A 24,368-nucleotide genomic window follows, 5' to 3' on the forward strand; every position below is an offset into this window, starting at 1 on the left:
TCCTCACGCTCCTTTTTCCACCGGCGTGGTTGAAAATGCATTTATTAAATGTTCAAATACTGCATCGAACTTTAGCTTTCCAACTCTCCGGTCAAGATCCATAAACAAGCACTCTCTATTCTCCAGGTTTTGAACTTCTTTAATGTTTTCTTCCGTCACCTCCAGATCCAGGAATTCAAGAACTCTCTTAACTTCATTTATCTCTGTAGTTTTGAAACAGAACTTATAGGTTATGGCATTTTTAATTCCTTCACCCTTCAGATCATTCACGGAGTGACCAATAAATATGCAACCTGCATTAAGTGATCTACCCATACGTGCCAGGAAGTTCATGAGCTTGATTCCCATCTGTGTTGAAGATAAGGCCCATGACTCATCAAATAGTATGATTTTGAATATGCTTCGGTCACTCATTGCAAACTTCTTTGCAAAGCTTGCAATTGGGAGCATCAACACCGTAGATACCGTCTCTTCCTGAGTATAATCATCTTTGGGTGTAGAAGGATCCGGCATAACCAGATTTTGAATCTGTAGTATATTAATCCTATTCTTTATATTCAGACCTTCTTCATCTCCCGTTCCGAACAAAAGGCCTGCCATTCCGGCTTCCCTGAGTAAAGCGATACGTCTTCCCACACGTCTTGCAACATTTTTGAATTCATCAGTTTCGGGAAAGTCCATCAGTCTTCCGGCCAAGGCACTCATGGACGGCTTTTTCTGCTGCTTAGTCCACTTTATTGCTTCAAGAACTACCAGGTATTCATCGTCTTTTGGATTTAATTTATAGAGTTCCGCCAGAATATTCAGGGCAAGTTCTCCTGCTTCATCAAGGTTATCCCTATAAATGATAAAAGGATCAAGTTTGCCCCGATCCTCCTCATTTGATGACAGTGTTATGATATTTATGTATTCTTTAAGTTCAGGTAAATCATCAAGCCATTTGGATCTTTCGCCCTTGGGATCGAATATAAGTCCGCAGCCACCGTATAGCACATTTAAGTACATCAGCAAATTGGCGTTAAACGATTTACCTCCACCCAGGGTTCCCAGAAATGCGGCCGAAGCAGATCTGTCTTGCAAGCAGGCAGCTCCCATTGAAAGGAATACCCATTTTTCAAGTATTCCGGTTGTTCCGATATAGGGGCCCTCGTTATCACCAAGAAGCCTGGTTGCCCCTATCATGCCCCCTGCCAGAGTTCTTGGTGGCAATGGCTGAATGTAATCGTTCATATATCTCCCCGCACCTGGAATGAATTCCATGAACAGCTTCAGCTGATCGGCAACAGGTCTTTCAATTACAAAATTAAAGTCCTCATAAACCTCTTTTATAAAATTTGCCCGTTCTTCCAGCAACTCCTTATTATCCGCAGCAAGGCAAAACGTGATAGATGCTCTTGTAATCGGAGCTCTTGAGGCCTTCAGTTCCGATTCCAATGCATCTGCAAACTCCTTGGAATCGGACAGCTCGTCCGGAACGTCTTCATTGTTGTCCTCTATATGCTTTATCTGGCTTTGGATCTCTCTTCTTTTACCACCGATATTCCGTATACTTTGTTTGTGTTCTATAGTATCAATATGTATGCATACCTCAGTTTGAATCGGATAATCCTGAAGAACTAAAAGCCATTCACTACCAGGGAATTCAATTCCATCAGGGATATGATTAATTGCCAGAAAGGTCTGCCAGGATGCTGTGCCATCTCCGTGATCAATTTTGATACATTTTTTAAAACCTTTATAATCTACAAGTCCTTCACTTAAAGTAAGTATATCTTTTTTATGAGGTCTTATTGCCACTTCTCCATTCCGGGTTACCCTTTCTGCAAAGGGGCCCCAAGAAATTAACTCACCATTGCTTAGATTATATTTCAGTTTTACATCTCCCAGGCCACGTCTGAACATTCTCCTTATAAGCCACTGACAATCCAGAGAATCAGCCTTTTTTATTGATATTCTTTTTGATTGCTCCTTCATGTAGAAATTTGCAAGCGATGAAAATGAGTCTATTTCTCTTTTCAGGATTTCCTTTGTTTCAACAGAAAAAAGTTCTGAAAGAAATCTGGTTGGACTCTTGATAAAGAACTCAAATCCATCCTTGAGATCCTTGATGATACTATCACTACTCTTCAGCTTTGTCAGCACATAAACAACATAATCATTGCTACTGCCCTTTTTGCCTATTTTTTCTTTGAGATACACACCCGTACCTTTTGCATGTGCTTCAGCCCTTATATACAGGTTATCTTTTTTCTGCATTCTGCCAATGATGTTCTTATAGTGTTCGTCAATGTTCTGAGACATTGGAATAATCAATATTTTTGCTTCAATTCCAATATTGGCTATAAACCTTGCCAGGCTGTTCAATATTGATATTTTATTCTGATCAGATTTGTAGTCGTAATTGAATCCGTTCATTTTATACATGGCCCAGCACTCTTTATAGCTATTATTAAATATGAGGTTTTCCTCGTAATACTTTACCGGAAAATCAAACAATCATGCTCCCTCCCTTCTTTCTTTTTTCTTTTTTAGTTTTATGATTTAAGGCAGCTTCAGTCCTGTTAACAATTATTAAGTCTCTAAATACTATAGGAGTTGAAAAACAGACATTTTTGATTTTATATTCATCCACTGCCTTAAACCTTGCCAGCTTACCCGGAGACATTAGAAAAGCCACATAATCCAAGAAGAATTTATGTGGAAGCTTACCATCAAGTTTTTGCTTTGTAAAAAATTTCATAAGTCCGTACGGAATTGCAACGTACTTAAAAACAAAAGGCAGATAACTGAGAAACGGCAATATTTTAAGCAACAAATATGTAATACACAAACTTGCTATAAAGTATATTGCCTGATCCACATCAACGGGTACAAATAATTTAATACTGTCTATTGAATAAATTTTTCTTGGTATTTTCCATACCGATTTATATGTCCTAAGTATTACCCTGTTCTCATTCTCCATATTCAGCCTTCTCTCTAGTTAAATATCTTCGACCAAATAGTTGAACCTAATGATTTAAGTGCTGTCGGATCATTCACTATGTAAAGTACTATTGCTGCCAATACAAGAAACCCCGCCAGCTGCATCCACATTTTTTTCATTATGAACGGTACACATATTACAGCTACTATTAACAGTGCAATAAACCAGATTTGTGACTGAAGCCAAGTATATGCATTCTGCCCGAAATTCTCACCCGCTGCAAATACATTTACCGCAAATAGTGAAAAAACAATAACAAGTATTAAAACTGAAATTACTCTAGGCATATTTCGTTTTAAAAATAACATATTTAATTCCCCCATTTTTAATTATTAGACATTCATTTTGTCAATGTAGTATTTGTCCTCTTTTCTTACCAGATCGATTTTATACTGTTGTGGAACAGTTACCCCGTTAGTACTGTCTTTAATTGATAATTTTACAATTACATAATAGCTGCTTTCTGTATTCTGATAGACAGTTATATCATCAAGGCTTACAAACTCATATCTTCCCTCCAGTCCTTTCAGCTGCTTGGTAGAATCCAACATGTAATAGCTGATTTCTCCTGGATTACCGGTGTAATAAATTTTAAAGAAGCTTTCCATTACACTCAATATAGCCTCTTTGGTTCCTTCCGATGCTTCTTTTCCTGAATACGGCTTGGTTTCAACGTTTGCCTTATCTTCACTAGGGATAAACGCCGGGTAACCCGTGATCTGGAAATGTCCAGCCTTTTCAAGTACGGGGATCCGTAGGCATACATCCTTGATTTGATAATCTTTCATTAATTCAGTTTGTTGTGCCGGTGATTGATCAGAAGATGATGATTCTACGTTAAAATACTTTACCCTTGCCCTGACATCAACTGTAAATGTATTGTCAGAAGTCCAGGTAATCTTATAGCCATCTGCACTAAAAGCTTCTGTTCTTACATCTGCCAGGATATTCATATTAATGTCAACATCCTTTTGCATATAGCCGACAAGCCTTTTCAAATAACCTTCAGTATCCCGGCCATTCAATGTTAAATATTCCAGACAGAAGCTTTCTGCAAATGCTTTTCCCTGAAATTCAATGGTTTTTTTAGCTTCGGAGTCTTTTTCGAAGGAATCAATCAAGGTCTGGGCTGTTACTGTCTCGTCCTGTTTAAAAATCGATCCGATACCCCTTAATAACAAAAATACTACTAAAGTCCATAGTAGTATTTTTCCTATTTTTTGAGGCACGGTACTTTTTAGTTTTAAAACTTTATCTTTCAAATTCTCACCTCCTTTCATATGAAATTTTTAAAACCCCTCCAGTTCATCATCTCCTTCCTCATTATCAATGTAGCTTGGTTTTACCGGGTCTTCCGGCAATATATCATTATCAGATTCCTCGATACACTCTTCTGTTGCCACGGAGTCATCTCCGCAGGGTATATATACTCTTTCCTCGTCATCCAGTCCGTTATCCCAGTCATCAAAGTTCGTAAGCATTTCGCCCTGTTTATAATCTCCTTTTCTCAGGAACTTGTCATCAAAAGCATATGCTTGGAATTCAAAGGTATCTGCGCCTACCGAATACATAAATCTCCCACGGGTATCATCCATATCAGTGGCTTTTGTGTTGCCCAAAACCATTTCTGAGGCTTGAGGATCTACCATACGGCCTGATATTCTTATTGGCAGATTATTTTTTATCTGTCCCGGTATGACTTTGGCATCAGGTCTTTGAGTGGCAAGCAGCATATTAATACCTGTGGCTCTTGAAAGTCTGGCCAGGGTTGACAACTCTTTTTCAATCTCTTCATAGACTTTTTTATCGGCTTTGCCGAGTCCTGTTTTATCAAGCATCTCTGCTATCTCATCACAAATTATAACTATTCTGCAGAGCTTCTTTTCTGCTATGGCATTGTATTCAGGCAGGTTTTTTACTCCCATCTCCCTGAACTTATTCAGTCTGGCAGTATTTTCAGCAACAAGTTCCTTTAAAATTTCAAGTGCCCTTTGGCGTTCGGTTACAACTTCTCCGAACTGCTCATATAGCGTACCGAATTCAACACCGCCTTTGAAGTCTATCATATATGGCTTCGCACCTTTTTTAATACACTGCCAGAGCATACAGCGTAACAAAACAGACTTTCCGGATCCGGTGACACCTGCTATCAAGGCATGAGGTACTTTATTCAAATCAAATACCACATCCTCCAGCATTGCAACACCTACAACCAATTCAAAATCCTTTTCGCTTACACAATTATCCGACCATGGTATGAAATCCATTAACCCCTGATGTGTGGGTATTGTATGCAAGCTGATTATCTGTTTTGATGCTTTTGTGTGTTCCAGTTTTACAATGTTACAATCCATTACAGTCTCCAGATCAAGGCATCGGGCTTTCCATTCTGAAACAGGAATATTGCTTCTGAAGGAGTAAATGACTTTCTTACCTTCTTTCTTTCCCCCGATAAATTTGGGGTAACCTTTGCTTTCATTCCATTCACCCTTAATATTCCTTGTTTTATGCTTTCCTTTATCATAGAAGCCTATTGATTCAAATTTCTTATCGAAGGTATTTATAAAATTACGGTAGTCCTGGCCTTTCCAATATAAATAAATCAAGGGCAATGCTAGTGGAAAATATAGAGCAATATCGGCTACCTTTCTGTATTGCAAAGGTACATGGATGACTATTCTATGTTTCAAATAGAAAAATGCTGCTCCTATGGCAGCATTGATAGCAAGATAAATGAAATTACTCGTTTTCTCCGGCAGTTTCCGAATCCCCACACTAACATCAACCAAAAAGTCGAATACACCTTTTAAAAATCCTATGATAAATTCACCTAGCATTTCTACCTGCTTATCGCCTGAAGCTGACAATCATATCACTCCTTCAAATATATTTCTGTTGTGGAAACGGCTTCATGTCCGAATTCCTTCTGAATGGTCTTTTTAGCCTGTTTGGGAGTTTTTCCGTCCTTGAGTTCATCCTGAAAACGTTTTTTTGCATTATGCCTTCTGAGATCATGTGACTCAAAACCGTATTCAGCTGCTTTTTGTTTTAAATATGATCTGCTGTAAAAGAGCCTTCCACCCTGGGACTTCTCAGTAAGATTCTTTAGATGTTCATAAAGGTATAGATCATCCTGGACATGTACATCTCTTGTTTTTCGTCCCTTTCCGCTTCTTATATGTATTGTGATTTGTCCGTTATCGTCAAAAAAGATATCTTCCTTTGTAAGGTCAGATATCTCTTTAACTCGTAAACCACTTTTATGTTGAAGCCTGAATGCCAGTTTCAGTTTTTCATTTCTGATTGCATTGATTTTTCTGGCAACCGTTTCATTCGTTATTCCGGATCCGGCTACTCCCCGATTATGAGGGATCTCTTTAAAATGATTAACCAGGTCGATGTACGACTGCCCGAACAAGATTGATTTAGATTGTTTTAACACATACGTCTCATATTTTCTTATTGCGGATATATACTGGGAAAATTGTCTTTCATCCTTCAGTTTGTCAACAAGAAAAGAATTCAAAGTATTGATATCAATTTTTCCACCAGTACGCTTGCTGATCTGATTTATACAGGACAAATATTTTACTGCAGTATCTTCAGTGATCTTCTTTTTACTGACAAGCTCTTTCAGGGCCATATCATAACTCTCAATGTCTATGTGCCACATTTTTCTTCTTCCTTTTCCATATTCAATAAAAGTTCATATGCTGTTTTCTTCACTGCAACTACTTTCATTACCCTGCTATCAATCTTTTGAGTCTTCGTAAATCTGGTTCGGTCTTTATCCGTTGAAATAAGTCCCAGTATCTTATAAATGTTAAGATGTTCATCAATTTTTTTATTATATTTGCTGCTTCCGGAAATAAACCTAGATAGTGCCGTCCTGAAGGATTGAGGCTTAAATAATATGTACTCTCCTTTTTCAATATACAGCTTTTTACCACTGGGAGGTACTTTCATTAAATAGCTTATTGTTTTTGTAAATGTATTTAAAGCTTCTATGATTTTCAAATTGGAGCCTCCCCCTGAATATATTGTTTTTCTTCCGATTATCGGACATAAAAATACCGCTGTTCAGTTTCACTGAATGAGCGGTGATGGAATGATTTTTAATATATAAAGATTGTGAATTAAAGTGTTTATTTATTAGCTACTCCTGTAGCAATTAAAAAATATCCCAGTAAATTTATACTAATATCAATCTCAAATTAAGAGTTACGTCTTATATAGGAAAGTGTGTCACTCATATTATTAGCTATTTGGTCAACATGTTTATTATAATAATTTCTAGGTATTCTACCAGACGTGAAATTTATAACTATTCGCGGATTTTGTAACTCATTTGTCAGTATTATTAGTTTAAAAGTTTTTAACTTATGTTGTATTTTTCTACTCCCTGCGCTTGCAGCAATTGCCCCTATTTCGCCAGACGCTTTGCCACTTAATAAAACGTTTAAGGTATTCCCCGATATTACGTCATCCCTTTCTTCACAAAAATTATAGGAAACTAAGTCTGAAAAATTATGAATTCTTGCAGTAGTTTCTTTTGGACCCTTAACACACCACTGTTTAGAAACGTCATCTACAAATAATACATTATCCCAAAATTCAATTCGTTTACTTTCAATAAACCCAGTCTTTTTAAGCAAATCGGCAAATTTATTGTTTTTTTCTGCTACCTTTTTAGGGTATTTCAAAGATGAAATAAGCCCAATAACAGCAACAATTAGTAATATTAATGAAACTATATAATACATTCCACACTCTCCCATGTTATAAATATAGTTTAAAAATACCATAAGTACCGTATAAAAACAATAATTTTAGTACTTAAAACATACGGCGGATCTTCATATATAACAACGTTTGATTTGTTATGCGTCTTTTAATAAGCTTAATGGCATCCTGGCTCTCAATCTTCACACTAAGTAACCTTTGGTATGCTTGAGTTTTTTGTTTGCTTCGATTATGTCAGAGGGCAAACGGTTTACAAACTGTATAAGGTTTTATTACCTTTTACATTATTTCTCCAACCTGTTATATCAGAGGTTTAGTACCTATAGTCATCCACATTCCGACCAAAAACCTTTATTTTTTCATCCGATTTAATTGGCATTTATATATCACCTCTCAATGTCAGTCTTTATAGTTCGTGACATTAGTTGTTATTCTATAACCGGATGTTGCTCTTACTTTCTTAATTCATCGACATTGAACAAACAAAAAAGACAGCATAATTTTCAAGCTGCCTTAGTGGCTCAATTCTCCCGATTGAACAGAGATATTAATTTTTTAACCCTAATAGATGGGGGGACTTTTGGTGGGGAACTATTTATTTCTAACCATTTTATTGCCTTTCAAAAAAGGGGAAAGCCTTTTAATTAGGCTTTCCCCTTTCAATTTAACTTACATGTTTATTCCCACTCAATTGTAGCCGGTGGCTTCGAAGTTATATCATACACAACTCTGTTGATGTGTTTTACTTCGTTGACAATACGGGTAGAAACCTTCTCCAGAATATCGTATGGGATTCTTGCCCAGTCAGCTGTCATAAAGTCGGTAGTAGTTACCGCACGAAGAGCCAAAGTATAGTCATAAGTTCTTTCGTCACCCATTACACCAACACTTCTCATATTTGTCAAAACTGTAAAGTACTGGTTGATTTCTCTACCCAGTCCGGCAGCCTTGATTTCTTCACGGAAAATGTAGTCGGTATCTCTTAGAGTATCCAGCTTTTCTTTTGTCAAATCACCGATAACTCTGATAGCAAGTCCTGGGCCCGGGAATGGCTGTCTCCAAACCAAATCTTCAGGAATTCTCAATTCCTCTCCGGCCTTTCTTACTTCGTCCTTGAAAAGGTTTCTGAGAGGTTCGATAATCTCCTTGAAATCAACATGATCCGGCAAGCCGCCTACATTGTGATGGCTCTTAATAACGGCTGCATCGCCAAGTCCGCTTTCTATAACATCAGGATAAATTGTTCCCTGAACAAGGAAATCAACCTTCCCTATTTTCTTTGCTTCATCTTCAAATACTCTTATGAATTCCTCACCAATAATCTTTCTTTTGGTTTCAGGATCAGAAACATCTTTAAGTTTCTGCAAAAATCTGTCTTCGCAATTTACACGAATAAGATTTATATCATACTGCTTTCTGAATATCTGTTCAACCTGATCTCCTTCATGTTTTCTCAAAAGTCCATGGTCAACAAATATACAAGTCAACTGCTTACCAACAGCCTTATGAATCAAAACTGCTGCCACAGATGAATCAACACCGCCTGACAATGCACACAAAACCTTCTTATCTCCAACCTTCTCACGTATTGCTTTAATTGAGTTCTCAACAAAGGAAGACATCTTCCAGTCACCTTTACATTCGCAAATATTGTAAAGGAAGTTCCTCAGCATTTCTTTTCCTTTAGGAGTATGCATTACCTCGGGGTGGAACTGAACCGCATAGAGGTTTTTCTCAACATGCTGCATTGCACCTGTAGGACAATTTGCTGACTTTGCTATTACTTCAAAGCCCTGAGGAGGGGTATCAACAAAGTAGGTATGGCTCATCCAGCAGATTGTATTTTCGTCAACATCCTTGAACAAAGGCTGTGATTTATCAACACAAATTTCAACTTTTCCATATTCACGCTGATTGGCAGCAGTTACACTACCACCCAGCATTATGCTCATAAGCTGCATTCCGTAGCAAATACCCAAAACAGGTATTCCCAGTTCAAACACACCGGGGTCGCATTTTGGTGCTCCTTCATCTAAAACAGAATTAGGTCCCCCTGTAAAAATTATTCCTTTTGGGTTGTATGATTTTATACGTTCTAAAGATGCATTATAAGGAATTACCTCGCAATAAACATTTGCTTCTCTTACCCGGCGTGCTATCAGCTGATTGTACTGTCCGCCGAAATCAAGAACTAAGACCATTTCATTGTTCAAAACTAACCGCTCCTCTTTACTAAATTAATTTTTTATATATACATTAAAAATACTTTTTTGGCACAGTATTTTTATATTATATCGAATTTTATCTTTTATGCATAGCACAAAGTGATAAATTTAATCCTTAAACCTTTCTAATGCACTTCCGTTTAAATAGTTAAACAATCTTCCCTGATAGCTACCATTTTCCGTCATTCTCGCCTCGATTGTATCCTGAATTTTCCACCAGCTTGTTGACCAGTTGCAGAATACAGTCCGTTCTGCCGGAGCCCGCCCCATTAGTCTTTGTACAACTATTTGAGGATTCAGGTATTCCAGAAAGGCTATAGTTCTGTCAATAAACTCATCCATTGAAATGGGTGTTATTTTCCCTTGAGAATACATCTTTTCAAGAACAGTATCCTTCAAAATATATAGGGAATGACATTTAACCTGCTGAATACCTAGCGCTGATAATATTTTAGCACCTTCAATAACATCCTCAATATTATCTGTAGGCAAATCAGTAATATAATGAGCACAGGCTTCTAGGCCGTATTTTTTTATTCTTACAACCGCATCTATAAATTCAGCTAAAGTATGCCCCCTTTGGAGAATTTTCAGTGAATGGTAATTAACCGTTTGAAGACCCAGTTCAATTACGATATCAACGCCCTTCTCCTTTTTTATTTCTGCAAGGAGCTCCATATATCTGTCGTTAATACAGTCTGGCCTTGTAGAAATATATATTGCTACTATGCCTTCCTTACAGGCCTCAGTGATATTTTTCCTGAATTCTTCAAAAGGAAGATATGTGTTTGAATAATTCTGAAAGTATGCAATGAAAATATCACTTCCGTAGTTTTTGCCTATGTACCTGGCATTTTGTGAAAGCTGCTCCGATACAGACATAGTACTGGAAAGATTTTCGAAGCCCGCACCTTCTTCACCACAGAAAATACAGCCACATAGGCTGAGGCTTCCATCCCTGTTGGGACAGGTAACGGGAAGATTCAACGGAAGCTTGTACACCTTGGAGCCATTATTTTTTTTTAAGGTAATCAGAGAATTTATTGTACAGCAATATCGTAACCTTCCTGCCTATATTTTTCATTTACCAATTCATATACTTCCTTTATGGGCATACCTGTTTTGAGTGCAATACTCCTGCAATCTTCATATTCAGGTGCAAACTTCATTATGTCACCAATATTTGCAACCTTTACACGAACGTCCCCGTACTGTGTATTAACCTTTACCAGCTCCCTGTCCATGCAGAATCTTTGTGAATGGCTTATCCTGACACCAAGGGTAGAAGTTTCGCTGAAAATAATATCTGAAATCCCTTTTTCTTCTCCGCATTTTACAAGTACAGTCAGCATTGCTGAAGGCCTGTTTTTTTTCATATAAATAGGAGTGTAGTAAACGTCAAGGGCTCCGCTGTCAAGTAACTTTTCCATTGTATAACCCATAATTTCGGGAGACATATTGTCTATGTTGGTTTCTAGTATGCTTATTTCATCATTTGGTATCATATCCTGCTGATACAGACTTCCCATAACTACTCTCAGAGCATTAAACCGTCCGGTTTCCCTTTTGCCCATACCATACCCTGTTTTTTCAATGGACAAAGGAGGCATTTTACCAAACCCCGAAGATATCATTTTTATAATACCCAATCCAGTTGGAGTAACCAATTCAAAGGGGATGTCTTCTGTGATAAGAGGAATTTTACTGTTGCACAGCATTTCCAATACAGCCGGAACCGGAACAGGCAATAGTCCGTGGGCGCACTTTACAAAGCCCTTTCCTTCATGAAGCTCGGATGCAAATATCCTTTCAATCCCCAACATATCAAGGCATATACATGAGCCTACAATGTCCACAATAGAATCAACGGCTCCAACCTCATGGAAATGAACTTCACTTATATCCTTACCGTGAACCTTTGCTTCTGCTCGCGCTATCTCTCTAAAAATCTTAGTGCTCATTGACTTTACTCTCGGCCTCAGACCACTCTGATTTATAATAAGCTCAATGTCTTTAAGATTTCTCTCGGAATGGTGGTTATGGTAATGGGTATGTTCATGATAGGTGTTCTCATGAGTATGCTCATGCTCTCCATGGTGATGGTGGTCAGTATGATGTATTTCCCCATACTGATGCTCCTCACTGTTTTCATGATGCCCTGTCTCTTCCAACACTACATGTACATCAGTACCGCTTATTCCGTTTTTAATTTTCTTGTTTATCTCAATAGAATAGCCGTCAACCTTTAGTTTCTCAAGCTCTGCCAGAAATGCGGCTTTGTCAATGCCAAGGTCAAGCAATGCTCCTAAAGTCATATCTCCGCTTATGCCTGAAAAGCAGTCGAAATATAAAACCTTCATTAACTCCTCCTAATTTACATAAATAGTTTCATATGTTAAACGGGACACAAGAATATGTCCCGTTATAAGTTAAAGTTTGTTAATATTACTTGCAAGATATCCTGCCCCGAATCCATTATCGATATTCACTACTCCGATTCCGCTGGCACAGCTGTTGAGCATAGTGAGCAGTGCCGACAGTCCGCCGAAGTTTGCACCGTAGCCAACACTGGTAGGAACGGCAACAACCGGTTTGTCAACCAGTCCTCCCACAACGCTGGCTAATGCACCTTCCATTCCGGCTACAACTATAATTACGTTTGCCCGGGAAATCACATCCATTTTAGACAGAAGTCTGTGAATCCCCGCAACACCTACGTCATAAATCCTGTTAACCTTGTTTCCAAGTACTTCTGCTGTAATTGCAGCTTCCTCAGCTACAGGAATATCAGAAGTTCCTGCTGTAATCACTGCAATTTCCTTTTCTGAAACTAAAATCTTTTTCCTCTTAACAACAACAATCCTTGCATCTCTGTGGTATTCTGCATCACAGGTAATTTCGCTGATTGCGTCAAAAACCTCACGAGAAGCACGTGTAGCAAGAATATTATTATTTTTTTCCATTAGCCTTTCAACAATTTCAACTATCTGATTAATAGTTTTTCCTTCGCAGTAAATTACCTCGGGATACCCATTTCTTATAGCCCTATGGTGATCAACTTTTGCAAAGCCCAAATCCTCATAAGGTAAATCTTTGATTTCCTTATACGCATGTTCAACGTCAACAGAGCCGTTTTTAACATCTTCAAGCAACTTTTTAAGATCATTTGAATTCATATTTTCACGTCTCCTATCAAGGCTTCATAGAATTGTCGGATTTCTCCATTGAAAGGTATGCATTGATAAATCCGTCCAGTTCACCATCCATAACCGCATTAACATTTCCTTCTTCATAATTGGTTCTATGGTCTTTAACGAGAGTATAGGGACAGAATACATATGACCTTATCTGGCTTCCCCATGCTATTTCCATCTGAACTCCTTTTAAGTCCTCTATCTTTTCCTTCTGTTCACGTTCTTTCAATTCAAACAGTTTTGCTTTCAACATTTTCATTGCAGTATCCTTGTTCTGGAACTGTGAACGTTCTGTTTGACATGAAACAACTACTCCTGTTGGAATATGTGTTATTCTTATGGCTGAATCAGTCTTGTTTATATGCTGTCCTCCGGCGCCGCTGGCTCTGTAAGTATCAATTCTCAAATCATCCGGATTGATATTTATCTCTATGGTATCATCCAGTTCAGGCATTACATCTGCAGATGCAAATGAAGTATGTCTTCTTCCTGATGAATCAAAAGGAGATATCCTTACCAAACGGTGGACTCCTTTTTCAGATTTAAGATATCCATAGGCATTTTCACCTATTACATGTATGGTTACGCTCTTTATACCTGCTTCGTCGCCATCAAGGTAATCAAGTACTTTTACCTCGTATCCTTTGGTTTCTCCCCACCTTGTAAACATTCTCAAAAGCATTTGCACCCAGTCCTGGGCTTCAGTTCCACCGGCTCCCGCATGCAATGTAAGAATGGCATTATTTTTGTCATAAGGCCCTGTTAGAAGCGTTTCAAGTCGCAGTGATTCCAAATTGTGTTTAAGTAGTTGAAGGCCTTCTCCTACTTCGGGTATCACGCTTTCATCCTGCTCTTCCAGCCCAAGTTCAGACAGTGTAAATAAGTCCTCCCACTGTGAGGTTATATTATTAAATCTCTCTATCTTTGTCTTCAGAATTTTAGTCTTCTGTAGTATCTTTTGGGAATTCTCCATATCATTCCAGAATTCCGGTTCAGATGCTTTATGCTCCAACTCCGCTATCTCATCACTTATTCTAGCGATGTCAAAGTGAAGCCCTCATTTCCTCTAAATTGCTTTTCAAGCCCTGAAGCTCTAGCTTGTATTCTTCCAGTTCAAGCATTTAATCATCCCTTTCAAATTAAGTAATACTTTTATTATATCCGACATATCAAATTTCTGCTATTATTTTTAACCAAGGACGAATTTTTCTATTGCCTTGGCTACCCCATCCTCGGTATTTGATGCAGTTATATAATCAGCTGCCTCTTTTGCACAGTCTTCGGCATTTCCCATTGCAATTCCAAGGCCGGCAAAATCGAACATAGGTATATCATTTTCATTATCCCCGACGGCAATCATTTCCTGTGGCGTAATTTTCAATACCTCAGCCAAACGTTCCAGCGCCTTTCCTTTGTTGACACCCTTGTTAACAACCTCAAAATTGTTATAGTTGGAGCTTGTTACGTCAACCGTTTCAACAACAGACAGTTTCTTTCTTACTGTGGCTAACAGTTCGGAGTCATCAGAAACTGCAACAAATTTAAGGACTTTGCCATCCAGTTCCCTTAGCTTTTTTTCCATATCCGCAACTATGTCAATTTCTACCCTGTCCTTTGGAGGAAGAGCCTTGTTCCTTTCATAGTACTTTTGAGAGTTATAATCAAGTCTCTCAGTCAACATGGTTTCTCCGGCATATACATGAAAATATATGTTGTTCTCATGAAAAATATTAAGTATTCTAAGACAATCCGCTGTATTCATGAAATCAGAGTAAATTACCTTGCCATCGATATTTTCCCTTATAATTGCTCCGTTGCATGCTATTATGGGATCCATAATACCCAGCTGCTTAGCATAAATTCTTGCACCTGAATACACTCTTCCTGAACATATTACAATCTTTACGTCCTTTTCCTTTGCCATATGTATAGCAGTCTTATTTCTCTCTGAAATTTCCTTGTTAGTATCCAGCAAGGTTCCATCCAAATCAATTGCCACCAACCTGTACATTTCATCCTCCGACTCTTTTGTACCTCTGCACAAATCAATATTTATCAGCAAACTCCTTAATTCTTTTCATAGCTTCTATTATATTTTCCATTGACGAAGCATAACATGCACGCACATAGCCCTCTCCACATTCCCCGAAAGCTGTTCCCGGCACTACAAGTACTTTTTGCTCAATAAGAAGTTTTTCGCAGAAATCCTCCGAGCTAAGTCCTGTTTTCTTAATGCACGGGAAAACGTAAAATGCACCTTTAGGTTCATAGCATGAAAAACCGGCTTTTCTGAAACCGTCAATTGCTACTCTTCTTCTCCTGTTATATTCCTTTGACATCATTGTTACATCTTCTTCACTGTTTCGCAGTGCTTCAATAGCAGCATCCTGGGCCGTTGTTGGAGCACACATGATGGCATACTGATGTATTTTCTTCATTTCATTTATCAAGTCCTTATGTCCGCAGGCATATCCCAGACGCCATCCGGTCATTGCAAAGGACTTTGAAAATCCGTTTATTACAAGTGTCCTATCCTTCATTTCAGGGAAACTTGCAATGGAAGTATGCTTTCCTTCATAAGTTAACTCACAGTAGATTTCATCCGACAGAACCACTATATCCTTATTTTTTAGAACCTGCACCAGCTCATAGAGGTCATCTCTGCCCATTATTGCCCCGGTAGGGTTATTGGGAAACGGTATTATAACAACTTTGGTTTTTTCTGTTATAGCCTCCTCAAGCTGCTTTGCAGTTAATTTGAAATCATCTTCCTGCTTTAGTTCTATTGTAACGGGTGTAGCTCCGGTAAAAGCCGTACACCCCTTGTATGCCACAAAACTCGGTTCAGGAATTATTACTTCGTCTCCGGGGCCTACAAGTGCTCTTAATGCAGCATCAATTCCTTCACTTCCTCCTACCGTAACCAGAATCTCATCTTCAGGGTTATATACCAGGTCAAACTTATTGGCAAGATATTTGCTGATTTCCTCTCTCAGTTCAATAAAACCCGCATTGGAAGAATATTGTGTGTGCCCGGTTTCCAGTGAATATATTCCCGCCTCTCTGATATTCCATGGAGTAATAAAATCCGGCTCGCCTACCCCAAGAGATATAACATCTGTCATTTCATTAATCAGGTCAAAGTATTTTCTGATACCTGAAGGCGGTACCTTTTTTATTTTATCCAAAATCATGTCCTTCATTATCATAGGAATATCTGCTCCCTTCTGTCTACAACCTTCTCTTCAAAGATTGTTCCTTTGTCCTTAAACTTTTTCAGAACAAAGTGGGTTGCTGTACTAAGTACGGATTCCAGAGGGGCCAGCTTTTCTGAAACAAACAAAGCTACCTCTTTCATAGTTCGTCCCTCGATAATAACTGTAAGGTCAAATCCTCCTGACATCAGGTAGCAGGCTGTAACCTCCGGATACTTGTAAATCCGGTCGGCGATCTTATCAAACCCAAGTCCTCTTTGTGGTGTTACCTTTACCTCTATAAGAGCCGTAACCTTCTCCTTTTGAGTTTTATCCCAATTAATCAGAGTACTGTAGCCAACTATTACTTTGTCGGCCTCATATTGCTTAATCGCCGCCTCTACCTCTTCAACAGGCAGACCCAGCATAACTGCTATCTCATCTGCAGTAGCCTTGCTATTATGTTCCAAAATTTCCAGAATTTCTTCCATGAAAATCTCCCCTTTTCTTATTTTTTAGAAGCCGAGCGGCTTAATCTTTTTTTTGAAATAAAAAAAACCTGTGTCCTTGTATAAACAGGGACGAAGGTTTCCGCGGTACCACCCTAATTAATGCCATAAAGCATTCTCTTTAGTAAAGTGCGGCAACAAAGAATCTATTGCTTACACTATCAGCCTGTAACGTGGCCTCAACGTCTTTTTCTACTAACACAATACTTTTTAAATATTCTGCGTTGGAAAAGCTACTCCAGGGCTGCCTTCAGTAATACCAGTACCGGACTCTCACCTGCCGAATATTCGGCCGCCGGCTCTCTTAAATCTGATGACTACTTACTCTTCCCATTCACAGCATTTAATTTATTCATATATATATTATATTTAACCAACTCAAAAAGTTTACACTTAAAAAAGCTATTAGATAAATTATAGTTTAGTTTATTTCAATATTCAAGTTTTTTCTTCCTTGATAAAATCAGAAAGCTGACCTTCATATTTTTTCAGAGTATCAACAACCTCAACTTTAAGAACCTTTAGCTCTTGCTTGATATCTACAAGCTTTTCTTTTTCCTTCTCCACCTGTTGCTCCAGCTTTTTCTTTTCATCAACAGCTTTTTTCTTGGCTTCTTCAATTATATTTTTAGCCTGCTCCTGAGCTGTAATTAGTGCATTCGCCACTCTTTCACGGTTTTCTTTTATCTCAGCCAGGTTTGTACTGATTTCGTCATATTTGTTCTTCATATCTCTATACTGGGTTTTAATATCAACAATTTCTCTTTCTTTTATTTTTAGTTTATCTTCGTATTCTTTGTTTATTTTTTCAAGATATGAATTAACATCTTTTTTGTTGTAACCAAAAAATGAGGTTGAAAATATTTTTTCTCCTGACATAAATTTTATCCCCCCTGTATCATGGAAAATACTGTGTATATTGGTACTTATTCCATGATAACATGAATTATCCTTTATTATCCACTAATTTTTTATAAAACGAAAAACACGCCCTCAAAATCAGATAGCGTGTTTTTAATGTATATATATATAATTTTTATAGATGCTTTTGAATTAATTCTGCAAATTCGTCTTTTGACCTTGCTCCAACTATCTTCTCAACTGCTTCCCCACCCTTGAATACCATAACAGTAGGAATGCTCATTATCCTGAACTGAGCCGCAAGCTCACCCTCTTCATCAACATTAACCTTTGCTATCTGGGCTTTGCCGTCAAATTCATCTGCAAGTTCTTCCATAATTGGAGCAACCATTCTGCAAGGGCCGCACCATGATGCCCAAAAGTCAACAACGACCGGTTTATCTGATTTTAAAACATCTGATTCAAATAATTCCTTTGAAATATTAGTAATTTTATCTGACATAAATTATCCTCCATCAATATAAATAATTCTTAAAACTTAATTTAATAATACCCTATTATTCAGGAAATAAACATAGATATTTTAGTATTCCTTCAATGACGTAATATTAACTTTATTTTCATCCTTTGATACAAGAACACCTTCCAAAATCTCAATAAACTCACCTCTATATGAAGCCTTGAGATCGTTTTTCAGGTTTTTAACCCTGTTTTCGTTTTTATTATTAATGTAAAGATTTCCATTTCCTGTCACAACAATATTTTCAGGAGATGCTGTTTCTTTCATACTCATTTTTGTCCAGTTATCAGTTAGTTCACTATTGTCTTCTATCTTCTGTGAATAAATCTGGGTTACCATTCCGTTATTGTCCAATTCACCTATATACAATGTATCATTCAAATCGATTCCCAGAACGGTCACATTATTTACGTCAATGGGAACTCTGCTGTTTGCTTTTTTTATTCCGTCATATATATTTATCTGCTTTCCCTTTTCCTGATAAACAAGCTTGTTAGTATAGGTGCACTCTTTTATAACTATACTGGAATCCACAGTCATTACACGAGCGTATTGTCCCATTACATTAAACCTGATTATCCGTGCTCTTGTATCTGAAGTCTGTACCTTTGCATAAACCATATTTGTATAAGGTGAAAGCTCAATATCCTTTACCTGACTTTTGGCAGGAAGTCCCGACAACTCAGGATAATCTCTTGATGTTTCTGAATCAGCTTCATATGTGGAAACCTGAACCGTACCGTTCTGACCGTTTTTTGTATCCGAAGAGTAAATTACCATATCTCTGTCAGGGAGCCAGCGGAAATAGGTAATCTTGTCTTTTCCCGTGCCTGCTACGGTTTTACTCTTTCCTTTGTCTACATCTATTATATGCAGTTCCCCGTCATCCAAATATGCTCCAAACTTTGCATTAAAGGACAGGCTGATCATTTGTGCTCCTTCCGGCACTTTAAACTCACCTGTGGAAGGTTTTTGTTTTACAGCCGAGTTTTCAGATACACTTACGTCAACATTTGTAGATAAAAAAACATTATTCATATACAATAACACGCCGAACTGGAATATCACTGCAAGGAGTATCCATTTATACCATTTAGCTATATTTTTCACAACGTTTCCCCTTTTCTAAGGCATTACAACAAATGCCGTAGCTACTGTTCTTTCTCCTAATGCATCCGACGGGGTATTTACAACTTTTCCGTCATAGTACATGGTAGCTGATGAACCTCCATCAAGGTTTGCAGCATTTACTGCTCCATGTTCCAACATAATATCCTGAACCTCTTTTAATGTTGCTCCAAAAGACTTGAGGCTTCTTCCGTCAATAACCAGAAGCATTACCGATCCATCCTCTCTTTGACCTATTGCGGTTCTTGGAGATATGCCCCAGCCTCCGTCACCCTTGTTAATAGTAGGCTTTCCGTTTACAATCAATGGCGGGCCGAAACTTATTCCCTCTTTAATATTATATTTAGCTAATTCCGCTTGGGAATGTTTTCCTACAATCAACATACCATCTTTGGTAAAGGCTATGGTATCCCTTTTTGTATAATTATTAGTCAGCTTTCCGCTGATGTATTTACCGTCGCTTATTACAAAACCAAGTGCCACTCCTCCGGTTCCAGCCCAACCTGTATCAATGAAGCCTCCTCCGTTAATGGCAGCTACTGCCCCGTTACTCCTTGCAATACTGCTTGTGGTTTCTCCTGCCCTTGGCATTTTGCTTGAGTAACCTACCTTGATACGTGTAGGATCATCTACTATAATCATTTTCCCCTTAAAATTTCTGCTCTCAACATCAAAATATTCAAGGTTGTTGTTATGTTTTATACCGAAGTTCAACATTTTTATATCTTCAGTATTTACATTGGAGATTGCATATCCGTCACCAAGTATTTTTGCAATAGCTTTATCAGACAAAAAGGTTTTTGCTATAACCTGTTTTGTCATTGAGTTCCAGACCATTCCAGTGGCGGTTCTTTTAACATTATCAAAGGGCCCGTAGAATATAAGCAGTGGTGTTGTTATTGAAAGAAAGAAAAACTCAAAAATTAAAAAACCCAAAAGACTTCTGAGCCTGCCTTTTTTCTTTTTCTTCTTTTTGGCAGACTTCTTTTGTATCGTCTTTACCTGCTTTTCATTTAAAGAAATAGTATCGTAATTCATTAGTCCCCCTAGAATAAACTCAAGCTAAAATCGTGTTTCTAGCCTGAGAACCCCAATTTCCCAATAATTTCCCTCACAACAAAAAAGTATACACATATTAAGTGTATACTATAGTTATACTAATTTTATATTATAATCCGCAAGTGTAATATTTTCAAACATTTAATATAAATGTAATATTTAAATTTAGGTTCTTTCCTTAATTACTACTCTGTCAAGGGTTCTATGAACCCTTTCAAAAAGCAATCCGGCTATAAACCATGCAGGCGCATAGTCTATCCGCACAAGCCCCTCTATGGCAAATTTTCCATAATACCTCCAAGGATATACATGAAGAATATTCAACAATATCTTACCTGTCGAATATTCTATTCCCCAGATTATGACAACCCAAATGATACCTCTCAAAAATATATTCCAGCTTTGGATTATATCATGCAAAGGCTCCAGGAAAACAGCACTTCCATATATAAAAAACATCCAGAGGCTTGTATAAGCTTCAAGACTGGCATTACCGTGTGTCAGGGAATATAGTCCCGTCCAGACGATTTCCATGCTCCAGCCAACAATTCCATAAATAAAAAATCTCTTAATCATGCTATTATTATTTTCACAAACAGGTATTTTATTTATTATTTTTGTACTTTAGTTTATGTATTATTTTCCAGATACTTTGAAGGTTAATTTTTTTGTAAATACTACCAATAAGGTTTTCAATATGTTATGATAACAAATAAACATTTCTGGAAAAACAGTGCTTAGGTTAGGAGGATGAGTATGTATCTAGTCGGTAAAATCAACGTAATATCTACCTTACCAGAAAAATTCAAGAGATTGAATGATATCGCTTACAATTTATGGTGGACATGGAATTCGGAGGCAATCGACCTTTATAGAGAAATTGATTTGGAGTTGTGGGAGAAGGTTGACAAAAACCCTGTTCGTTTTTTACAGGAGGTAAGTCAGAAAAAACTTCAAGCTAAACTTTCGGATGAAGAATATTTGAGCCGTCTTGATAAAGTAATTGCTTCCTTTGACAGCTATATGTCTGAAAAGAATACATGGTTTTCTCAAAATCATCCGGAACTTACCGATAAAAAGGTAGCATATTTTTCGGCTGAATATGGATTAAGTGAAGTCCTTCCCATATATTCCGGCGGTCTGGGCGTTTTGTCAGGAGACCATTGCAAGTCGGCAAGTGATTTGGGTATACCATTTACAGCAATAGGACTTTTTTACAAACAAGGTTACTTCAGCCAGAGAATCAATAAAGACGGCTGGCAGGAAACCTGCTTTAACGATTTAAATATATCTCAGCTTCCCATGCTGCCCGCTCTGAATTCCAACGGGGAGCAGGTTCGTATAAACATAACCTTTGCAGGCCGCACTGTTTATGCAATCGTTTGGAAAGTACAGATTGGCAGGATAAACCTTTATCTTATGGATACTGATGTTGCTGAAAACAGCCCTGCAGACAGGTCACTGACCTCCAGACTTTATGGCGGAGACCAGGAAACAAGAATTCAACAAGAGATTTTTCTCGGTATAGGCGGTATACGTGTTCTTGATGCTCTTGGTATACAGGCAAATGTATATCATATGAACGAAGGGCACTCATCCTTCATGGGACTTGAATTAATAAGAAAACTGATTAATGAAAAACATCTTAATTTCAACGAGGCAATGGAGGTAGTGGCAAATTCCACTATATTTACTACCCATACTCCGGTTCCTGCCGGAAATGATGTTTTTCCTTTATTTATGATGGATAAATATTTTGGAGATTTCTGGGGGCAGCTTGGCCTTAGCAGATATGATTTTCTTGAACTGGGTCTTAAAAAACCGGAAGACCAGAATTTCAACATGACTGTTCTGGCACTAACCCTTGCAGGAAGGAAAAATGGTGTAAGCAGACTTCATGGGGCAGTATCCAGAAAGATATTCGGTGACGTATGGCCTGAAGTACCTGAGGATGATGTTCCGATAACCTATGTTACAAATGGAATACACACCCTTACATGGCTTTCACCAAAAATTAAAGCTTTGTATAATAAATATCTGGAAAAAGACTGGCAAAAGAGAATTTATTCCGAAGAAACCTTTACAAAAGTCAATAGTATTCCCGACGAGGAATTATGGGCTACTCATGTTGAACTTAAAAACAAGCTTATAACCTTTATAAGGGACAGATTGAAGAAACAAAAGCTTGCCAATGGAGAATCCATGGAAGCTGTAAGGCAAGTGGACAGCTTTTTGGATCCAAACGCACTTACCATTGGTTTTGCCAGAAGATTTGCCACATATAAGCGTGCTAACCTGATTTTCAGAAATCTGGCAAGAATACAGAAGATACTAAACGACCCGGAAAGGCCAATGCAGATTATTTTTGCTGGAAAAGCTCACCCTGCGGACGGTCCTGCCCATGACGTTATTAAGAACATAAATGATATTGCTAAGATGGAAGGCTTTTACGGCAAAGTAATCCTTCTTGAAAACTATAATATGACGGTAGCCAGAAACCTGGTGCAAGGTGTTGACGTTTGGATGAACAACCCCAGAAGGCCCCTTGAAGCCAGCGGTACCAGCGGTCAAAAAGTTTGTATAAACGGAGTTATAAACTTCAGTATACTGGACGGATGGTGGTGTGAGGGCTACAACGGTGAAAACGGTTGGGTAATTGGCGATGAATCCGATTTTGACAATGAGCACATACAGGACAATACAGACAGTGAATCAATTTATGATACACTTGAGCATAAGATTATACCGCTTTTCTACAATGTAAATGAAAAAGGTGTACCTACCGAGTGGGTACGCATTATGAAAAATTCCATAAGCTCGCTTGCATGGAATTACAGTACTGACAGAATGGTAAAGGAATATACCGGGAGTATGTATGTGCCGGCAATAAAAGGAAGTTCAAAAATATGTGCCGATAATTACGGTCTTGCAAGGTCTATGTGTGGGTTTAGGAGCCATTTAAATTCAAACTGGCCTAACATTCAGCTCTTTGCTGAAAAATCCGCCGGAGACCTCAAATATTACAAAACCGATTCATGTCAGGAAATATATCTCTCATCAACCGTTTGCCTTGGTTATATAGACCCGTCAAACGTAACTGTTGAGGTATACTATGGTACACTTTCAAGCGGGAAAATAGAAAATGCTCAATCAGCAGAAATGCACTGTGACGAAAAAACAGGCGAAGGTACCTACAGGTATTCGATAAATCTTAAAATCGATGATGGAGGAGAATATGGCTATACCTTCCGTATAACACCAAAACATGAACATTTAATAAACAGATTTGATACCGGGCTGATAAAATGGATTGTATAAACTGATTGCATAAAGAAACAGTCTGATATAAGTTATTAAGCTTACATCAGACTGTTTTTTATGTTATGTATTTCTATTTTCCTGTATCCTTTTTAAAAGTAATTTCGCCTGTTTTAACAAAAGTCCCTTTAAAATCATGATATTTACCTACGCTGTCTTTTTTACCTTCTAACGTTAAAACTACCTTTTCAATGCCCGGAATATTTTGAAGTGTAACAACAAACTCATATGTCAAAGCATCTGCTACTCTTTTATTTTCTTCAAGCAAAGTTGCCACTTTTTGAGGAAGGTCAGCAGTTATGCATTTATTATCCTTGTCAATTGTAGCGTTAAGCAAGGATAGCTCATCCGAAGAAAAAACTTCATTTAAAACATTTAGTGTGTCATTTTCTAACTTTTCTTTTTCAAAAACTAACAGCTCTGTTTGGGCAGGTTTATCAGTAACACCTACATCATATTTGTACAGTCTGACATTAACCTGACTTGAACCTGCTATTGCTTTTGCACTTTTACTTCCGTCCTCCACAATAATGTCATCCTTGGATTCCGAACAAGCAGATAATAAAATGAGACAAACAGTAATCAAAGTAAGAAGCACGGCCAATGTCTTTTTTTTATTTATTTTCATATG

Annotated in this window: 22 protein-coding genes, 1 pseudogene and 1 other annotated feature; of the genes and pseudogenes, 1 reads left to right on the top strand and 22 read right to left on the bottom strand. The window is 37.8% G+C overall.

Going from position 1 to position 24,368, the window contains the following annotated elements; all coding sequences use genetic code 11:
- Positions 1–3: 3 nt before the first annotated feature.
- The 21 genes and pseudogenes from L323_RS30835 to L323_RS30930 all read right to left on the bottom strand — a co-directional run bounded on the left by L323_RS30835 (position 4) and on the right by L323_RS30930 (position 20,995).
- Positions 4–2,496, bottom strand: a complete 2,493-nt coding sequence (locus tag L323_RS30835) for an ATP-binding protein (protein WP_020815520.1) — start codon at positions 2,494–2,496, stop codon at positions 4–6.
- Entirely contained in the window at positions 2,489–2,965 is a 477-nt protein-coding gene (locus tag L323_RS30840) for a TcpE family conjugal transfer membrane protein (protein ID WP_020815521.1), read from the bottom strand. The genes L323_RS30835 and L323_RS30840 overlap by 8 nt, the downstream gene beginning before the upstream one ends.
- 14 nt (positions 2,966–2,979) lie before the next feature.
- Positions 2,980–3,294 carry a TcpD family membrane protein gene (locus tag L323_RS30845; protein ID WP_020815522.1) on the bottom strand — a complete coding sequence of 105 codons (315 nt, stop codon included), beginning with the start codon at positions 3,292–3,294 and terminating at the stop codon, positions 2,980–2,982.
- Positions 3,295–3,318: 24 nt separating this feature from the next.
- Positions 3,319–4,248 carry a conjugal transfer protein gene (locus tag L323_RS30850; RefSeq protein WP_117406774.1) on the bottom strand — a complete coding sequence of 310 codons (930 nt, stop codon included), beginning with the start codon at positions 4,246–4,248 and terminating at the stop codon, positions 3,319–3,321.
- Positions 4,249–4,275: 27 nt separating this feature from the next.
- Complete coding sequence (locus tag L323_RS30855) at positions 4,276–5,853, bottom strand: FtsK/SpoIIIE domain-containing protein (protein ID WP_020815524.1); 1,578 nt, start codon at positions 5,851–5,853, stop codon at positions 4,276–4,278.
- A gap of 5 nt (positions 5,854–5,858) precedes the next feature.
- Positions 5,859–6,659: a tyrosine-type recombinase/integrase gene (locus tag L323_RS30860; RefSeq protein WP_020815525.1), complete on the bottom strand. Its 801-nt coding sequence runs from the start codon at positions 6,657–6,659 to the stop codon at positions 5,859–5,861.
- Complete coding sequence (locus L323_RS30865; protein WP_020815526.1) at positions 6,647–7,003, bottom strand: hypothetical protein; 357 nt, start codon at positions 7,001–7,003, stop codon at positions 6,647–6,649. Before L323_RS30865 ends, L323_RS30860 begins: the two co-directional genes overlap by 13 nt.
- A 197-nt stretch (positions 7,004–7,200) precedes the next feature.
- Positions 7,201–7,749, bottom strand: a complete 549-nt coding sequence (locus tag L323_RS30870; RefSeq protein WP_020815527.1) for a hypothetical protein — start codon at positions 7,747–7,749, stop codon at positions 7,201–7,203.
- Between the two features lie 657 nt (positions 7,750–8,406).
- The gene (guaA, locus tag L323_RS30875) at positions 8,407–9,942 is read right to left on the bottom strand and encodes a glutamine-hydrolyzing GMP synthase (protein WP_020815528.1); all 1,536 of its coding nucleotides are present in this window, start codon (positions 9,940–9,942) and stop codon (positions 8,407–8,409) included.
- Between the two features lie 120 nt (positions 9,943–10,062).
- Positions 10,063–11,008 (bottom strand): annotated as a pseudogene (locus tag L323_RS30880) (TIGR01212 family radical SAM protein).
- Positions 10,995–12,314 carry a nickel pincer cofactor biosynthesis protein LarC gene (larC, locus tag L323_RS30885; RefSeq protein ID WP_020815529.1) on the bottom strand — a complete coding sequence of 440 codons (1,320 nt, stop codon included), beginning with the start codon at positions 12,312–12,314 and terminating at the stop codon, positions 10,995–10,997. Before larC ends, L323_RS30880 begins: the two are co-directional and overlap by 14 nt.
- Positions 12,315–12,383: 69 nt before the next feature.
- Positions 12,384–13,130, bottom strand: a complete 747-nt coding sequence (gene larB, locus L323_RS30890) for a nickel pincer cofactor biosynthesis protein LarB (RefSeq protein WP_020815530.1) — start codon at positions 13,128–13,130, stop codon at positions 12,384–12,386.
- Positions 13,131–13,146: 16 nt separating this feature from the next.
- A protein-coding gene (gene prfB, locus L323_RS0120705; RefSeq protein ID WP_117406768.1) for a peptide chain release factor 2 occupies positions 13,147–14,269 on the bottom strand; the annotation gives its coding sequence in 2 pieces (ribosomal slippage) (positions 13,147–14,193 and positions 14,195–14,269; 1,122 coding nt in all).
- A 68-nt stretch (positions 14,270–14,337) separates the two neighbouring features.
- Positions 14,338–15,159, bottom strand: a complete 822-nt coding sequence (locus tag L323_RS30895; protein WP_031342037.1) for a Cof-type HAD-IIB family hydrolase — start codon at positions 15,157–15,159, stop codon at positions 14,338–14,340.
- Positions 15,160–15,193: 34 nt separating this feature from the next.
- Positions 15,194–16,357, bottom strand: a complete 1,164-nt coding sequence (locus L323_RS30900; protein ID WP_020815532.1) for a pyridoxal phosphate-dependent aminotransferase — start codon at positions 16,355–16,357, stop codon at positions 15,194–15,196.
- Positions 16,354–16,833 carry an Lrp/AsnC family transcriptional regulator gene (locus tag L323_RS30905; protein WP_020815533.1) on the bottom strand — a complete coding sequence of 160 codons (480 nt, stop codon included), beginning with the start codon at positions 16,831–16,833 and terminating at the stop codon, positions 16,354–16,356. Before L323_RS30905 ends, L323_RS30900 begins: the two co-directional genes overlap by 4 nt.
- A gap of 83 nt (positions 16,834–16,916) precedes the next feature.
- Positions 16,917–17,198 (bottom strand) — a binding site (T-box leader).
- A gap of 91 nt (positions 17,199–17,289) precedes the next feature.
- A complete protein-coding gene (locus L323_RS30910) occupies positions 17,290–17,730 on the bottom strand; it encodes a DivIVA domain-containing protein (protein WP_020815534.1) in 441 nt (146 codons plus the stop codon).
- A gap of 157 nt (positions 17,731–17,887) precedes the next feature.
- Positions 17,888–18,214, bottom strand: coding sequence for a thioredoxin (trxA, locus tag L323_RS30915; protein ID WP_004621572.1), 327 nt, complete (start codon positions 18,212–18,214; stop codon positions 17,888–17,890).
- 81 nt (positions 18,215–18,295) lie between these two features.
- On the bottom strand, positions 18,296–19,342 hold the full coding sequence (locus L323_RS30920) for a hypothetical protein (RefSeq protein ID WP_020815535.1): 1,047 nt from the start codon (positions 19,340–19,342) through the stop codon (positions 18,296–18,298).
- A 15-nt stretch (positions 19,343–19,357) separates the two neighbouring features.
- Positions 19,358–20,398, bottom strand: coding sequence for a phosphodiester glycosidase family protein (locus L323_RS30925; protein ID WP_020815536.1), 1,041 nt, complete (start codon positions 20,396–20,398; stop codon positions 19,358–19,360).
- Between the two features lie 186 nt (positions 20,399–20,584).
- A complete protein-coding gene (locus L323_RS30930; RefSeq protein ID WP_020815537.1) occupies positions 20,585–20,995 on the bottom strand; it encodes a putative ABC transporter permease in 411 nt (136 codons plus the stop codon).
- A 180-nt stretch (positions 20,996–21,175) separates the two neighbouring features.
- Between L323_RS30930 and glgP the strand changes: the two genes are divergently transcribed.
- A complete protein-coding gene (gene glgP, locus L323_RS30935; protein ID WP_020815538.1) occupies positions 21,176–23,737 on the top strand; it encodes an alpha-glucan family phosphorylase in 2,562 nt (853 codons plus the stop codon).
- A 73-nt stretch (positions 23,738–23,810) separates the two neighbouring features.
- Here glgP and L323_RS30940 read toward each other — a convergent pair whose 3' ends face one another.
- Positions 23,811–24,365, bottom strand: a complete 555-nt coding sequence (locus tag L323_RS30940) for a GerMN domain-containing protein (RefSeq protein WP_020815539.1) — start codon at positions 24,363–24,365, stop codon at positions 23,811–23,813.
- Positions 24,366–24,368 lie beyond the last annotated feature (3 nt).

Origin of the sequence: Ruminiclostridium papyrosolvens C7 (assembly GCF_000421965.1) — a bacterium.
Lineage (GTDB): Bacteria > Bacillota > Clostridia > Acetivibrionales > DSM-1351 > Ruminiclostridium > Ruminiclostridium papyrosolvens_A.

What these genes read in the sequence shown, in the direction of transcription:
- L323_RS30870 (WP_020815527.1), bottom strand. Translation starts at nt 7,749, where the DNA reads ATGTATTATATAGTTTCATTAATATTACTAATTGTTGCTGTTATTGGG.
- glgP (WP_020815538.1), top strand. Translation starts at nt 21,176, where the DNA reads ATGTATCTAGTCGGTAAAATCAACGTAATATCTACCTTACCAGAAAAA.
- L323_RS30905 (WP_020815533.1), bottom strand. Translation starts at nt 16,833, where the DNA reads ATGGAAGAAATTCTGGAAATTTTGGAACATAATAGCAAGGCTACTGCA.
- L323_RS30895 (WP_031342037.1), bottom strand. Translation starts at nt 15,159, where the DNA reads ATGTACAGGTTGGTGGCAATTGATTTGGATGGAACCTTGCTGGATACT.
- L323_RS30900 (WP_020815532.1), bottom strand. Translation starts at nt 16,357, where the DNA reads ATGATAATGAAGGACATGATTTTGGATAAAATAAAAAAGGTACCGCCT.
- L323_RS30930 (WP_020815537.1), bottom strand. Translation starts at nt 20,995, where the DNA reads ATGATTAAGAGATTTTTTATTTATGGAATTGTTGGCTGGAGCATGGAA.
- larC (WP_020815529.1), bottom strand. Translation starts at nt 12,314, where the DNA reads ATGAAGGTTTTATATTTCGACTGCTTTTCAGGCATAAGCGGAGATATG.
- larB (WP_020815530.1), bottom strand. Translation starts at nt 13,130, where the DNA reads ATGAATTCAAATGATCTTAAAAAGTTGCTTGAAGATGTTAAAAACGGC.
- L323_RS30845 (WP_020815522.1), bottom strand. Translation starts at nt 3,294, where the DNA reads ATGTTATTTTTAAAACGAAATATGCCTAGAGTAATTTCAGTTTTAATA.
- L323_RS30925 (WP_020815536.1), bottom strand. Translation starts at nt 20,398, where the DNA reads ATGAATTACGATACTATTTCTTTAAATGAAAAGCAGGTAAAGACGATA.
- L323_RS30910 (WP_020815534.1), bottom strand. Translation starts at nt 17,730, where the DNA reads ATGTCAGGAGAAAAAATATTTTCAACCTCATTTTTTGGTTACAACAAA.
- trxA (WP_004621572.1), bottom strand. Translation starts at nt 18,214, where the DNA reads ATGTCAGATAAAATTACTAATATTTCAAAGGAATTATTTGAATCAGAT.
- L323_RS30860 (WP_020815525.1), bottom strand. Translation starts at nt 6,659, where the DNA reads ATGTGGCACATAGACATTGAGAGTTATGATATGGCCCTGAAAGAGCTT.
- L323_RS30840 (WP_020815521.1), bottom strand. Translation starts at nt 2,965, where the DNA reads ATGGAGAATGAGAACAGGGTAATACTTAGGACATATAAATCGGTATGG.
- L323_RS30940 (WP_020815539.1), bottom strand. Translation starts at nt 24,365, where the DNA reads ATGAAAATAAATAAAAAAAAGACATTGGCCGTGCTTCTTACTTTGATT.